18 protein-coding genes are annotated in these 13,568 nt (G+C 61.0%); 5 read left to right on the top strand and 13 right to left on the bottom strand.

Features of this window, described 5'->3' with window-relative positions; genetic code table 11:
- Positions 1 to 4: 4 nt before the first annotated feature.
- From nifT to NEI07_RS19200, 4 genes are all read right to left on the bottom strand, one after another.
- Complete coding sequence (gene nifT / locus NEI07_RS19185; RefSeq protein ID WP_256036875.1) at positions 5 to 220, bottom strand: putative nitrogen fixation protein NifT; 216 nt, start codon at positions 218 to 220, stop codon at positions 5 to 7.
- 36 nt (positions 221 to 256) lie between these two features.
- Positions 257 to 1,444: a cysteine desulfurase NifS gene (gene nifS / locus NEI07_RS19190; protein WP_256036877.1), complete on the bottom strand. Its 1,188-nt coding sequence runs from the start codon at positions 1,442 to 1,444 to the stop codon at positions 257 to 259.
- A gap of 12 nt (positions 1,445 to 1,456) precedes the next feature.
- Positions 1,457 to 1,756 (bottom strand): NifU family protein, encoded by a 300-nt coding sequence (locus NEI07_RS19195; protein WP_256036879.1) that lies wholly within the window; start codon positions 1,754 to 1,756, stop codon positions 1,457 to 1,459.
- A gap of 63 nt (positions 1,757 to 1,819) precedes the next feature.
- Positions 1,820 to 2,140, bottom strand: coding sequence for an iron-sulfur cluster assembly accessory protein (locus NEI07_RS19200; protein ID WP_014892118.1), 321 nt, complete (start codon positions 2,138 to 2,140; stop codon positions 1,820 to 1,822).
- A 266-nt stretch (positions 2,141 to 2,406) separates the two neighbouring features.
- Between NEI07_RS19200 and NEI07_RS19205 the strand changes: the two genes are divergently transcribed.
- On the top strand, positions 2,407 to 2,997 hold the full coding sequence (locus NEI07_RS19205; RefSeq protein WP_256036882.1) for a hypothetical protein: 591 nt from the start codon (positions 2,407 to 2,409) through the stop codon (positions 2,995 to 2,997).
- A gap of 222 nt (positions 2,998 to 3,219) precedes the next feature.
- Here the strand turns inward: NEI07_RS19205 and NEI07_RS19210 are convergent, their stop codons facing one another.
- Together NEI07_RS19210 and NEI07_RS19215 are read right to left on the bottom strand one after the other, a co-directional pair.
- Complete coding sequence (locus tag NEI07_RS19210) at positions 3,220 to 3,678, bottom strand: Rieske (2Fe-2S) protein (protein ID WP_256036883.1); 459 nt, start codon at positions 3,676 to 3,678, stop codon at positions 3,220 to 3,222.
- Positions 3,678 to 5,282, bottom strand: coding sequence for a flavin monoamine oxidase family protein (locus NEI07_RS19215; RefSeq protein ID WP_256036884.1), 1,605 nt, complete (start codon positions 5,280 to 5,282; stop codon positions 3,678 to 3,680). The genes NEI07_RS19210 and NEI07_RS19215 overlap by 1 nt, the downstream gene beginning before the upstream one ends.
- A gap of 143 nt (positions 5,283 to 5,425) precedes the next feature.
- Here NEI07_RS19215 and NEI07_RS19220 point away from each other — a divergent pair, with 143 nt between their 5' ends.
- From NEI07_RS19220 to NEI07_RS19235, 4 genes are read left to right on the top strand one after another with little or no spacing between them, the layout of a single operon-like run.
- Positions 5,426 to 5,881, top strand: a complete 456-nt coding sequence (locus tag NEI07_RS19220) for a hypothetical protein (RefSeq protein ID WP_256036885.1) — start codon at positions 5,426 to 5,428, stop codon at positions 5,879 to 5,881.
- Between the two features lie 50 nt (positions 5,882 to 5,931).
- On the top strand, positions 5,932 to 6,786 hold the full coding sequence (locus NEI07_RS19225) for a sulfurtransferase (RefSeq protein WP_256036886.1): 855 nt from the start codon (positions 5,932 to 5,934) through the stop codon (positions 6,784 to 6,786).
- A gap of 14 nt (positions 6,787 to 6,800) precedes the next feature.
- Positions 6,801 to 7,055, top strand: a complete 255-nt coding sequence (locus tag NEI07_RS19230; protein ID WP_256036887.1) for a hypothetical protein — start codon at positions 6,801 to 6,803, stop codon at positions 7,053 to 7,055.
- 2 nt (positions 7,056 to 7,057) lie between these two features.
- On the top strand, positions 7,058 to 7,372 hold the full coding sequence (locus NEI07_RS19235) for a hypothetical protein (RefSeq protein WP_256036889.1): 315 nt from the start codon (positions 7,058 to 7,060) through the stop codon (positions 7,370 to 7,372).
- Positions 7,373 to 7,425: 53 nt separating this feature from the next.
- Here the strand turns inward: NEI07_RS19235 and fdxB are convergent, their stop codons facing one another.
- The 7 genes from fdxB to nifK form a co-directional block, all read right to left on the bottom strand.
- A complete protein-coding gene (gene fdxB / locus NEI07_RS19240; protein ID WP_014892110.1) occupies positions 7,426 to 7,725 on the bottom strand; it encodes a ferredoxin III, nif-specific in 300 nt (99 codons plus the stop codon).
- Positions 7,726 to 7,748: 23 nt separating this feature from the next.
- Complete coding sequence (locus NEI07_RS19245) at positions 7,749 to 7,949, bottom strand: CCE_0567 family metalloprotein (protein ID WP_014892109.1); 201 nt, start codon at positions 7,947 to 7,949, stop codon at positions 7,749 to 7,751.
- An 8-nt stretch (positions 7,950 to 7,957) separates the two neighbouring features.
- Positions 7,958 to 8,428: a NifX-associated nitrogen fixation protein gene (locus NEI07_RS19250; protein ID WP_256036894.1), complete on the bottom strand. Its 471-nt coding sequence runs from the start codon at positions 8,426 to 8,428 to the stop codon at positions 7,958 to 7,960.
- A gap of 9 nt (positions 8,429 to 8,437) precedes the next feature.
- Positions 8,438 to 8,833 carry a nitrogen fixation protein NifX gene (gene nifX, locus NEI07_RS19255; protein WP_256036896.1) on the bottom strand — a complete coding sequence of 132 codons (396 nt, stop codon included), beginning with the start codon at positions 8,831 to 8,833 and terminating at the stop codon, positions 8,438 to 8,440.
- A 19-nt stretch (positions 8,834 to 8,852) separates the two neighbouring features.
- Positions 8,853 to 10,229, bottom strand: a complete 1,377-nt coding sequence (gene nifN / locus NEI07_RS19260; protein ID WP_256036898.1) for a nitrogenase iron-molybdenum cofactor biosynthesis protein NifN — start codon at positions 10,227 to 10,229, stop codon at positions 8,853 to 8,855.
- Between the two features lie 4 nt (positions 10,230 to 10,233).
- Positions 10,234 to 11,904: a nitrogenase iron-molybdenum cofactor biosynthesis protein NifE gene (nifE, locus tag NEI07_RS19265; protein ID WP_256036900.1), complete on the bottom strand. Its 1,671-nt coding sequence runs from the start codon at positions 11,902 to 11,904 to the stop codon at positions 10,234 to 10,236.
- A gap of 79 nt (positions 11,905 to 11,983) precedes the next feature.
- Entirely contained in the window at positions 11,984 to 13,543 is a 1,560-nt protein-coding gene (gene nifK, locus NEI07_RS19270; RefSeq protein ID WP_256036903.1) for a nitrogenase molybdenum-iron protein subunit beta, read from the bottom strand.
- Between the last annotated feature and the right edge of the window lie 25 nt (positions 13,544 to 13,568).

Raw genomic sequence — 13,568 nt, forward strand, 5'->3', positions numbered from 1 at the left:
CGCTTCACTCCTCTTCGCCGCGCTTGCGCGCATTGACCGTTATCGGAAGCGAAGTGCCGGCCGCCATTTCAGGAAGATCGAGAACCCAGCCGTTGGCGATCTTGATCCAGCCGCCCCACAGACTCTCGTGCTCGGTTTCAACGATCGGCTCTTCCAGGTCTTTTTTAGGGACGTAGATGGACAAGCCGGTCTCTGGCGAACGGCGGATCATGATCTTCATTACATCGACTCCTTTGGAGCGGTCATCGCGCCCGCGCTAGTTCGTGAGCAGCTGCGCTTCCGTATCGCGCGAGGCCCGCGCGATTTCCCTTAACTTGGCGACGATGCCGGGCAGGGTCTCCAGAACATCGTCGATCTCTTCAATCGTGTTTTCTCGCGATAGGGAGAATCGTATCGCGCCATGCAACGACTCTTCCGGCACGTTCATCGCCCGCAGCACATGCGAAGGCTCGGTCGATCCCGCTGTGCAGGCCGAGCCGGTCGAGGCGGCGATGCCGGCGCGATCCAGATGGGTCAGCACCGCTTCGCCTTCTATGTCGGAAAAAGCGATGTTGGATGTGTTGACGAGCCGATTGTCGACGTCGCCGGAAACCTGACATTGGCCGATCCGCTGCGTCACGCCGCGTTCAAGCCTGTCACGCAAGGCCGCGATATGGGCGGCGTCTTCGTGCAGACGCAATCGCGCCAATTCGGCGGCAGCGCCCAGTCCGACGATCCCAGGCGTATTCTCCGTCCCGCCGCGGCGCGCCCGTTCCTGGTGGCCGCCGCGAATGAAAGGAGCGAATTTCGTGCCCTTGCGCACATAGAGCGCGCCGATTCCCTTCGGGCCATGCAGTTTATGCCCGGAAACCGAAAGAAAATCGATCTGCGTCGTTTTCAGATCGATCGGAATCTTGCCGACCGCTTGCACGGCGTCGGTATGAAACAAAGCGCCTGCCTCATGTGCGAGACGCGCCAGTTCTTCGACGGGAAACAGCGTGCCGGTTTCATTGTTCGCCCACATCGCCGAAACGATCGCGGTCTTCGGCCCCAGCGCCGCGCGAAAGGCGTCGAGATCAATGCGCCCGCGCGCGTCGACGCCGATGAGATGGACGGCGACGCCGCGAGTCTTTTGCAGATGCTCGACGAGCGACAGGATCGCGGGGTGCTCGACGGCGGTGGTCACGATCTCGTCGCGACCCTCGCGCGCCGCGAGCCCGGCCAAGATCGCCGCATTGTCGGATTCCGTACCGCCAGAGGTGAACACGATCTCGTGATCATGCGCCGCGCCGAGCAGCGCCTGGACGCTGCGTCGCGCCTCCCGGACCGCGCCCGAGACCTCGACGCCGAAACCATGCGATGACGAAGCGTTGCCAAATTCCTGGCTAAAAAACGGCAGCATTTTCGCGACGACCTCAGGGTCGGTGCGCGTCGTCGCGTTATTGTCGAGATAGACGCGCCGCATCGACACTCTCGCTCAAAGACGCGCCGCAGCACCCGGCACAGGCACCAGCCGCACGAATTCGCCGAGTTCTTCGATCAGCTTGGCCTGGATGCCCTCGAGCGTCGCGCTGCTCAACTTGCAGAGCACGCAGGCGCCAGTGAGTCGCACCATGATTTTGTTGCCGCAGATCTCGATGAGCTCACAATCGCCGCCGTCGCGGCGCAGATTGGGACGGATCTCGTCGATGACCGCGCGAATGACTTGCTCGCGCTCCGGCGACGGAGCCGCTTCGAGCTGGCCGGCTTCTTCGTTCTTCTGATCTTCGTGCAACATCGCTTCGTCCTCCGCAACGCAGTCCCGCGGACGCGCTCTGATAATTGTGAAGTCGGGCCGAAATTATCCGAAAGACTTGCCGCAGGAGCAGCTCGATTGCGCGTTCGGATTGTCGAAGGTGAAACCCGAGCCCTGCACCGCGACGACATAGTCGATGGTCGTGCCGGTCAGGAGTTCGTGGCTGGTGTTGTCGATGAACACCTTGACCCCGCTGCGCTCAATCACCGTGTCGTCGGGACTGGCTTCGCGCACGAGGCCCATTTTGTATTGGTAGCCAGCGCAGCCGCCGGCCTCCACCATGATCCTCAGCCCATCGACGGGATCCGCGGCGCTGGAAATGGCCGTCTGCACTGCATTTAGGGCGCTGTCGGTCAGGTTGATCATGTCGCTCTTCCAGTATCCAAATGCGGCTGCCTGGTTCAAAGCAATTCATGTGCCGCGACAATCGCGCACTAAACGGGCCGCGAGCCCCGGAATATCGGGTGGTTTTGTCATGTTTCGCACATTGCCCACCGCGCCGTGTCGCTTCCATCGCGCCGATCGCCTCTTCGACGCTTCGAAACTGCGGCGAAGTTTTTGCATGAGGCGCGGCGTAACGAAGGATCCCCCGCGCGGATGCTGCGTAAGGATTGCAAAGCGGAGAACTGTCGATGACTCAAATTGAGAAGACTGCCCTTGCTCGGCTGGATCGGGAGGGCCGCCTGCTCAACGCAGTGCTTAAGGGGCCGACCGGCAAGCCGGGGCGCTTCGGTTTTCGGGGCGACATCGCGCTCAAATTTCAGGAGCAGGTCGCCGACGAAAAACGCCCGCCGGATTTTTCCATCGAGCAGGTGCTGACCTTCGCGAACGAAGGCGAAGCGACGATCCCGATCCTCGCCGGCTATCTGCATAATTTCGCCTACCTCGAAACGGCCCACGAAGTGATCGGCGATCTCCTCTCGCCGACTGGCGCCTATTTCATGTTCTGCAACAATGTCGACCTGCTGGCGAAGTTCCGCGTCAAGCTCGGCGAGATCACCTACAACGTGCTGCCCTGCGACGAGTCGACGGTGTGGAAGGAGATGATGGATCTCGCCATGGTCGACAAGAACGACATCAAAAAGCTCGACACCGGCGGCAAGCTCGACGTTCTTCTCGACACCGCGCTGAATTTCAACGACGCTTACGAGGTCATCGCTTATCAGCAGGGCGTCGAGCGAATGGAGCCGGTCAAGAACCGCAACGAAAACCGGCCAGTTTGATACATCGGGGCCGGCCGAACGCCGGCTCCGACCGCCACTGTCCCTGCTCTAGAGCGCGCCGCAAAGAAGTGGAATCGGAGCGCGCTCTAGAGAGCGGTTCAATCGCGATGCGATTTGAGGGACGACGCCGCGGACATCAGATCTTTAGCTCCGCCAGCTCCGCGCATCGGCGCGAACTTTCCACCGAATGGAAGCCCGAGGCGGAGGCGGATCGCGCCCTCTTCAGTCGCCTGCGCATTCCCCTTCTTCGGCGTCTTCGTCGACATCTTCCGCCAGTGGGATGCCGACGACGCAAATATCATTGTCGACGACCACGAGATCGACAGGAGCGAGGCCGCGTCCCTTGCACGGGCCCTCGATGCACATGCCGGTGCCAAGTTCAAACAGGGCGCCGTGCTTGCCGCACATCAGGCGAAGGCCGTAATTAGGCTCGAGGAAGGTATTTCTCTCCCAATCAAGATTGACGCCGTCGTGCGGGCATTTGTTCAGATAGCCGAACACTTGCTTGCCCCAACGCACGACGACGATCGGAAACGGCTTCTCTGCGCCGTTGTCGTCGAGCCGCACGAGGTTGAAGCCGCGCGCCTTCTGGCTCGGAATGTCGCTCATCGCGCAAAAGGCGTAGACGACGACTTCCGGCGTCGCCTCGTCCTGCTCGATCGTCGTTCCCTGCTCGCTCATCACGACACCTCCTGCCTTTGCGCTTCGCGCCGCTTCGCCAGCAATAGTCCATTCGCCGCGAGCGAAAATTCCCGCCAGGCCGCTGCAATGTCCTGCATGATGACCCGAGTGTAGTCCTGAGACAATTTATGTTCGCCCGGGAAGTTGGAAAGGGCGCAGGACGTCTGGTTGAAGGCGACCACGTCGTCCATGATGGACTGCAGCAAGTCGCCAAAAGGCTTTTGGATGCGCGGCGTGAGCTCGGTGCGGCCACGTTCGATCACGACGTCGTCCATTTCGAAGGGAAGCGTCGCCAACAGGCGGAGCGCCTGCTGGAACACCTCCTCCATCGCCCCCAGCACAGCCACCTGCGTGAGATTGTCGCGCTCTTGCGACGCCAGGGCCCGGTTGAGCCGCCGGCGATAATTTTCAAAGACCTCGTCGGCGCGAGCGTCCACCCAAGCGGAAAAACGCGCCAGACTCGCCTCGTTCACCGGCATATCGTCGAAGTGGGCGTCGCCGGAGGTCGCCTTTTTCGCCTCGAGCAAGGCCAAGACGCGCTCGATGCGTCTCGCGGCGTCCAAGGCGCCTTCCAGATAACCGGCGTTGCGCGCCGCGGTTTCCGAACCGCCGAGAAAGAGCTTCTTGTCCCACAGCGCTTGACGCAACAGAGGATTCGCGACGTCGTGCGAACCGTCGCCGCCCTGCTGCGTGCGGTCGGCCGCGCTACACGTTAGTCGCTCCTTCGCCCAATCCTGATAGTGAATGTGCAGGGGTTCGACATTACGGCCAAATACATTGCAGATTTGGCTCTCGAGCAACACCGGCAGACCCACGCCGAAGGACTCGCGCAAGTCGGCGTTGAGAGCAAGAAAGCCGCCAAGCGCATGAAGACCCGCCGCCATGTCGCAGGCGTCGAAGATTTCGCCGATCACGGCTTGCTCATGCGTGACGAAAGCGGAGCCGGAGAGGCTCTGCTCGCGCCAAAAGGCGTCGCGATATTCCAATGCAACCTTCGCCTGCGCCGCCATCCAGGTCTCGGCGCCAAGCATGGCTTGGTCCGTCGCCTCGTCAAACGGCGGCGTGAAGCGAACGGTCTCGCGCAGCAAGCGCGGCGGCAGAGCAAGAACGACGCGACGCGCCGCGATCTCCATGGGTTCCTCGCCGGTCTTGAATTCGAGCATGACATGGTCGCCGCAATCGCGCAGGCTCGCCAGTTCGTGACCGAGATGCACGTTGGCCGGCGGCAGTGCGCTGGCCAAAGCCTCCACCAAGATCGCCATCCCGCCGTGCAGACGCCGCGCGTCATCATAAAGGCGCTTGTCTTCGATGCGTTCGGCGCTCTTTTCAGCCTCGCGCAAATGCAGGACGGCTCCTTCGTCATGCTGCGCGAAGTCCGGCAGAGCAAGTTCTTTGATGAGTTGCGCGATCAGCGGCTGTGTTTTCGGCCAAAACCACGTCGGGCCTAAATCCAAGCCGCCGCCATCGCCGCGCGGCGCCGTGAGAATGCGCCCGCCAAGGCGATCGCGCGCCTCGAAGATCGCAAACTCTTGCCCGCGAAGGTGGAGCTTTCGCGCCAGCGCCAAACCGCATAGACCGCCGCCGATGATCGCCACGTCCAACATGTTGCGTCGTACGCTCCCTGTTAGATGCAGGGGATAGCAATTAATGTGCAAGATTCTGGGCGACGCGCGAACGGCCGAACTATGGGACGTCATGGCACGAAACTTGAACCTCCGGCTGGAGTTGCACAGCTAAGGAGTCGCAGATGAATCTGGCCACCGAATTCGCCAACTGCTCGCCGGACGAGTTGAAGGAATTGCTGAGCGGCGGCACGTTGACCGTCTACTCCGTCGCGCGCCCGGCGACGGCGGACATCGCGGTCGATCGCAGTGGCGTGCTGGCGGTCTTTACGTTCGCCTCGCCGGCGTTTGGTCCCTCGACCGACGGCGTTGAGACGCCCTTGTTCGTCGCCGATTCCGTTCCGGCGTCCACGACCGGCACGCCCGGATTTGCGCGCGCGCGCAAGGCCGACGGCACGGTGGTCGCGGATTTTTCCGCCGGCAGCGGCGATCGTGAAATCAAATTCGCCGAGGTCTCCTGCTCGCCCGGCGCCCCGGTGAAAGTGGTCAAATTCACTATCAAGCAGGGCGATTGGCCGGAGCGGCCCGACTATTACGGCACGCGTCCGCGCTCCGGTTATCCGCTTCCCGTCGCCCCCTGACGCATGGCGAGGCGCGACTATTGTGAACTTAGAGACATGAGGTCCGACCGATGGCTGAACCCCTGACCGGCGCGCTCGTCAGCGCGGCATGGCTCGCCGAGCATCTGAGTGACGGCGACATTCGCATTCTCGACTGCACATGGCATCATCCGAGCACCAACCTCGACGGCCGCAATCAGTATCGCGGCCGGCATTTGCCGGGCTCGGTTCATTTCGACGTCGATCACATCGCCGATTCAAGTTCCGATCTGCCGCATATGCTGCCGAGTGAAGCTGACTTCGCCAAAAAAGTCGGACTGCTCGGTATTGGGGACGGCGATCGCGTTATCGTCTACGATCGGCTCTTCGGCGGTTCGGCGGCCGCGCGCGTGTGGTGGATGTTCCGCGTATTCGGTCACGACAACGTCGCGATGCTCGACGGCGGATTCAACCAATGGATCGCCGCCAAACATCCAACCGAAATGTCGCCGGTGCGTCCGCAACCTAGGACCTTCACGTCAAAGTTCAGGCCGGAGCTTGTCCGCAGTTTCGATCAAGTGATGAGCGTTGTCGCGAACGGCGGCGAGCAGATCGTCGACGGGCGCGGGCCGGGCAAATTCGACGGCTCGCAAGCCGACGTCTTTCCCTTCAAGAAGCTCGGACATATTCCGGGCGCCGTGAACGTGCCTTGGGCCGATCTGGTCGATCCGCAGACAGGCGTGCTCCTCGACTCCAAGGCGTTACGCGCGCGGTTCGAAGCCGCCGGCGTCGATCTTAGCAAGCCGATCGTGACCACCTGCGCCTCGGGCATGACGTCCTGCATGGACGCCTTGGCGCTTTATATCATCGGACGGGCCGATGTTGCGGTCTACGACGGATCCTGGGCGGAGTGGGAACGCGCCGAACAAGCGGCAGTGGCGGCTTAAGAGGAGTGTAGCGCGTGGGCTGTCGCGACGACCATGAGCTCGAAACGGGAGACGAATATGCTCTCTCCGCGGCGGCCGATCGGACGCGCTTCACGCTCCACAACAAAGCCGACGGGATGATCGCTGAACTGCGCGACGACGACGCCGCGCGCTTTCTCAAGGACTATGACGAATTGAAGCTCCAATACCCCGACTGGAATGCAGATAAGCTGCTCGCCCAACTTTGGGATCAGGGCGGCTATGGCTGGCTCGCGCAACAGGAAGAGTGACGATGACGACTCTCGTGAAGACCACTGAAGATGGACGAAAACTCGAAGTGAAAGGCTTTGCGCTCTATCTTGACGGCGTTCTCGAGGCTGTCGACCTCACCGAGGTGAAAATGCACCCCGCAAAGCGAAAGATCTGGTCGATCATGCCGGACGCCACCCATGTGGCCGGCCGCGTCGCGCTGAACGCGGAAGAGACGGCCATCGTCAGGAAGGCGCTCGCCGACGCTCAGGCGATGATGCTGGCCGATCCAATCGCGATTGCGGAACGCTTCCGCATCGCCGCCATGTGGAAGGCGCGCGAGCAGGGCATCGAGTAGCGTAATTTAGGCTTTGCGTTTGCGAGCCCCCTTATGGAGGCTCGCATTTTTTCTCATACCAGCGCTACGTCTTCCGCCGCATGCGTCTGACAATTGGTCGGACACACGCGCGCGCAGGCGCCGCAGCCGATGCAGGCGCCGATATCATTCATCACCATGATTTTCTTTTCGACTTCTTCGTCCTCATCGTCGTCCAGCGCAACCAGTTCGCCGTCCTCGTTCAGGCCTTTCAGCGTCATCACGTCGCGACCGCACACCTTGAAACAGCGTCCGCAACCGATGCATTTACCGGGATCGATCGCAACAAGGTATTCCGGACACCAATCGCGCCCATCGCGCGTCGCTTGTGACATGGCCGTATGCTTTCTTTCTCGAGTTAGACCGTCTCCAGGGACTTCAACTTTGCGCGCTTCTTCTCCAGCTCGGCGAAAGCTTCATGCGCCTTTTGCGCAACCTCGGGGATGGTGGGCCAATTGATCGGCAGTTCTTCGGACAGATCATGCAGATCCATTTTGGCCTGCATCGCCTTTGCCGAAAGCTTTTTGATTTCAGCCTTCAGATCGTCGATCTCACTCATCGCTCACCTCAGTATTTTGCGACGTCCGGGAATTTTTCGATCATCTCGACGCCGGACTGAACATATTTGTCGCCTTCCGCCGCGAGCTTCTCGAAACTGTCGAATCCGAAGCGATGCACGTCGCGCAACTGCTTGTTCACAACGATCAAGCGTCCGCCGATCAGCACCATGCGGCCGAAACCCTCGTGGCTCATCTTCAGCATGGGCGAGATCATGACGCCCGTGGCGCGTTCGATGGAGAGCGCGATGGCGTTGAAGAAGAGCTCCATGCGCCAGATCGTCTCAGGGTCGGGATCGCCGATGATCGGCAGCGCGCGGCGCGCCTCTTTGTCGAGGACATAGGGAGCCAGGAGATCGAGATCGCCTTTCGTCTCCCAGGTCCCATGCGTGTCCTGGGCGCGCCAGACCTTGATGAGCTCCTTCATGAACGGAAGCTCGGCGACCGGAGTTTTCTCGAGCACGGCGGTAGGTTCAGACATGGGCGTTCCTCACTCTTCGAAATCGAGCACGCGCTCTTTTCCCTTGGTCAATGCTTTGCGCAGCCATGGCGGCGGCACGCCCCTCAGCACTTCCTGGAGCTTGTCCAGGAGGTCCGAGATGGCTTCCGGCTGATTGACCTTCATCGGATGAATGTTGTTGGCGACGACTCGCGCGGCGCCAGAGCCGCCGATCGCCGCGACGTAGAGAATGGCGCAATCCTTGATCGCGTCGATCTTCGGCGCGAGCTTGTCCTCATTGCCATCTTCCTTGAGATCGCCGTCAAATTGGATCGCCTCGACGAATTCGTGACCTTCCGGACCGATCTCATAGATCGCGATGTTCTTGGCCCAGCCGAAATGCGCGTCGACGCGTTTCAAATCCTGGGTTGCGAATGCGACTTTCATAGCGCCTCCGTTTTCGCCCCTAGTGCGAGGTTGCGGCGTGCGACGGGCCGACGCCATCGCGCCAGCTGTCGGGTGTCGGTTCGTGGTTATCTTCGTGATCGGCCATCAGCAGATTGCTGAAGTCAAAGATCAGATCGCGCGCGCCGCGATAGCCGACCATCAATTGATGGCCGCCGCCGAGGCGGTCGAACATCGGAATGCCCATGCGAAAGAACGGTATCTTCAAGCGAGAGGCCGCTTGCCTGCCGTGCGAATGGGTGACCATCAGATCGCAGTCCTTGGCCTTCGCCAAATTCTCGAGGTCTTCGAGATCGCCGATCAGCACCTCTTCGGTGGGCAGTCGTTCGAGCACCGGCGATTGCGTGGTCGTCACCGCGACAAGAAGTTGCGCGCCCATCTCGGTCAACAACCCGCCGATCTCGTTGAGCAGGTCCGGCTCGGCGCCGACCGCGAGTTTCCGCCCGCCGATATGGAAATGACCGTCCAGCATCGCATCGACGAGCTGGCCGCGCTGGCGGCGATATTTCATCGGCGCCGGTCGACCGCTGATCTCGGTCAGGAAGGCCATCAGCGCGTCATTGGCCTCGAGTCCGCACAGCCGCTCGAACAGCCGGAATGGAACGCCGGTTTTCTGTTGCATGGCTTCGGCGGCGCGCCGCATTTGCGCGCCGATCGCGATCGTCCAGCCAGCCTGTCCCATCATCGAAATTTCTTCGACGCCGACGCCGCCGATCGTCGTCGGGGTAAAATCGTCCGGTATGTGGCCGTCAAGCGAGCCGGCGAGATCTGGCAGAAAAGTCGGCTCCAAGCCGAAATCCTCGATGATCGTGCGTAATTCATCGAGGTCGCCAGGCGTCAGATGGCAGCCTGGCAGCACATTGATTTTGGTCGGATCGCGCCGTGCGGCGCTCTTTGGCGCCTCGACCATCGTCTCAACGATGCGCGTCACCGTCTTTTCCCAGCCGTCCTGGAAAGCGTCCTTAAAGTCGGGCGTCGATACATAGACGATCGGCAGATGCGCGACCGCCGCGTTCTTCTCGCGAATAAGCTTGATGTAGCCATCGACGTCGTCGCCTTTCGTCTCGGTGACGCCGGTCGAGCAAATGCCGATGATCTCCGGCTTCGTGCGGTTGTAGATGTTGAGCACCGCCTGCTCGACGTTTTCATAGCCGCCGAGGACCGTTGCGACTTCGCTCATCGCGGTCGTCTGCATCGGAATGGCTTCTTTGAAATGTCGCGTAAACAGCACCAGGCCGAAAGACGTGCAGCCCTGGGAGCCGTGCAGGAGCGGCATGGCGCCCCGCAAGCCCATGAACGCCAGCGCGCCGCCGATCGGCTGGCTCATCTTGAGTGGATTGACGGAGCAGGCCTTCTTGCTAACGGTGACGGTCGCCATTGCGTTACTCCGCCGCGATCGCGTGAGAGGCCGAGACCATCTGCTCGAGAATTTCCTCAATGCGCACGGCGCAAGCGCCGCAGCCGCCCGAGGCGTTTGTCGCGTCGCGCACGCCCTCGACCGTCGAGAGGTTGTTCGCGAGGATCGCATCCTCGATCACGCCGAGTTCGACGCTCTTGCAATTGCAAATCTTTTTCGCGCGGCGAACCTCTTCCGCCTTCACGGGATCGGCGGCGAGCGCCGCCGCCTCGGCCTCCGCCTGCGCCATCGCGCGGCTTTGCCAATTGTCGCCGGATTTCTCCCAAGGCGCCGGCTTGCGCACCTGCGCCCAAACGGGATTGTAAAGCGCCTTGTCGATCTCTTCGACCAGCTTCACCATGCCGACATAGCCCATATAGGCGTGATGCCGCTCCTGGTTGATGTCGAGCCAAGGCATCGAGGCCTTCAGCGCGATGAACTGCGAGCGGCCGCCCGAGAGCATGATGTCGGCGCGCGCATCCTTGAGCATCTTGTACATTTCGCGCGGCGTCATATCCTCGATCATATGGGCGTCCTGGCCCATCAGCTCCTTGATGCGTTCCTTGTCTTCCTTGGTCGACTTCTTGACCGACGTGCCAACAAGCTCGAGACCCGCCTCTTGCAGCGCGGCGACGACCGACCAGGATTTGACGCCGCCGGTGATCAGCAGCACTTTTTTGCCTTCAAAGCGCGGCTTGTATTTGGCGATCGCCGCCCAGGCCTTGGCCTCTTCCCGCGCAATCAGCGCCTCGGTTCGATCCATCAATTCAGCCGGCGCGCCGCGTTCGATCAGCATGCGCGCGATCTCGCGCAGTGAGTCGCTGCTATCCTCGATGCCGTAGAAGGAGCCTTCGAAGAAGGGGATGCCGTAGCGCTCCTCCATCTTGCGCGCGACGTTGATCATCGCCTTGGAGCAGACCATCATCGCGGCCTTGGCGCGATGCGAGGAGGCGACCTCCTTATATTTTCCGTCACCGGAGATGCAGGCCATGATGCGGATGCCGAGCTCATCGAGCAGCGGCTTCACCTGCCACAATTCTCCGGACAGATTGTATTCGCCGATGATGTTGAGGTCGTAGGGCGTCGTATATTCTGGTTCTTCCGTGCCGATCACATGTTGCAACAGCGCCTCGCCAGCAAGCTTGTTGCCGAGATTTTTCGGCCCGACGAAGCCCGGCGAGTTGATTGGAATGACCGGCTTGTTGAATTTCTCGCGCGCCGCTTTGCACACAGCGTCGATATCATCGCCGATCATCGCTGGCACGCATGTTTGATAGACGAAGATCGCCGGCGGATCGTATTTCTCGATGATCTCGCGGATCGATTTGAACAGCCGCTTCTCGCCCCCGAAAACGACATCTGTCTCATTGATGTCGGTGGTGAAGCCGGTGCGCCACAGATTGGAGCCCGACGACTTCGCGCCGCGATTGTCCCAGCTATTGCCCTCGCAAGCGATGGGGCCGTGCACGAGATGGGCGACGTCGGTGAGAGGTTGAAGGGCGATCTTGGCGCCATCAAAGGCGCAACCTCCAGCCGCGCCCCCGGGCTGCAATTGCTTGGTGCACCCCTTCTTACGTTCGGCTTCTGATTTGTTCGCGTTCTTACCGCAGCCCGGCTCGTTGAAAACGTCCTGGATCGTGGCCGAAAGCGAACTCATGCCTCTTCTCCTTCACGTTGCGACAGCATTACTGCAAGCAAGTTGTGGCTCCCGCCGCAGGGGCGGGAGCCACATCGTCTTAACGGATGATGTCGAAGCTATAGTCGCTCTTCGCCGGCACGTTGGTGGTGGCGTCGATCGATTCGAAAATGCGATCGAGGATCCACACCAGAACGTTCAGGCCGCCCTGATAGCCCCACACCGGATAGCGGTGGTGATGATGGCGATCGAAGATCGGGAAGCCAATGCGGATCAGCGGCGTGCCGGTGTCGCGCTCGAGATATTTGCCGTAGGTGTTGCCGATCAGGAAATCCACCGGCTCGGTGAAGAGCAGCGAACGCATGTGCCAAAGATCCTTGCCCGGATAGACGTGGCAATTCTGGCCGAACGGCGAGGAGTCGAGCAGCTTCTGCACCTTCTCCGCCCAGGCCTTGCCGCCATTCGTTGCGAGGATATGCGTCGGCTCGGCGCCAAGCTCCAGAAGGAAACCGGCGAGGCCGAGGCACAGATCCGGATCGCCGTAGATGGCAAATTTCTTGCCATGAATATGCGCGCTCGAATCGGCCACCGCGTCAACCAGGCGACCACGCTCGCGCGCCAGCTCTTCGGGGATCGGCTTGCCGGTGATGCGCGACAGCGTCATGAGGAACTTGTCGGTCGCGGAGACGCCAATCGGATGATTGAAGGCGGCGACTTCCTGACCATGCGCGGCGATCAGCGGCAGCGTCTTCTCGGTGCAATATTCCTGCATCGAGATCGTCGCCTTGGCGTTGATAGCTGCCGCGGCTTCTTCCAGCGTCGTGCCGCCGTCATACATGCGGAACTCGCCGTCGGTCGGCGTGTCGAAGACTTCGCTGTTGTCCGCGAGGATTGTGTAGTCGATGCCCATCAAGCCGAAGATGCGCTTGACTTCGCGCATATTGCCGACCGTATAGCCGTCGAAGCCGCCAATGAAGTTGACCTTGTCATTCTCGGTGCGCTCGAGCTTGGGCGCCGTGCCAGCCTTGCCGTCCCAGAAGTGCTCGATGATGCCCTTCAACGCATTGTCATAGCCAGTGACGTGGCTGCCGACGAAGGCAGGGGTGTGGGCGAAGGGAACGTCGTATTCGGCCGGAACTGAACCCTTTTCCTTCGAGGTCTTGATGAAGGCGTTCAGATCGTCGCCGATGACTTCCGCCATGCAGGTGGTCGAGACGGCGATCATCTTCGGCTTATACATGTTGTAGGTGTTGGCCAGGCCGTCGATCATATTGTTGAGGCCGCCAAACACCGCCGCGTCCTCGGTCATCGACGAGGACACGCAGGAGCTTGGCTCCTTGAAGTGCCTCGACAGATGGCTGCGATAATAGGCGACGCAGCCCTGCGAACCGTGAACGAATGGAATCGTTTGCTCGAAACCGACGGCGGCGAAGACCGCGCCGAGCGGCTGGCAGGCTTTGGCCGGATTGACCGTCAACGCCTCGCGAGCGAAGTTCTTCTCGCGATATTCGGGGGTCTTGGCCCATTCCCGAACGCGTTCGACTTCGGCCGGATCGCGCGGGTTTTCGAACATCTTCTTTTTGTTCGCCAGCATCTGCTGGTACTCGGGACCTCTGAAGAGGTCGAAATGGTCTAGGACGTGTTCTGCGCTCTGCGGCATGGTCGAACCCTCGCGTCATGCATTT

The organism is Methylocystis suflitae, from assembly GCF_024448135.1.
Lineage (GTDB): Bacteria > Pseudomonadota > Alphaproteobacteria > Rhizobiales > Beijerinckiaceae > Methylocystis > Methylocystis suflitae.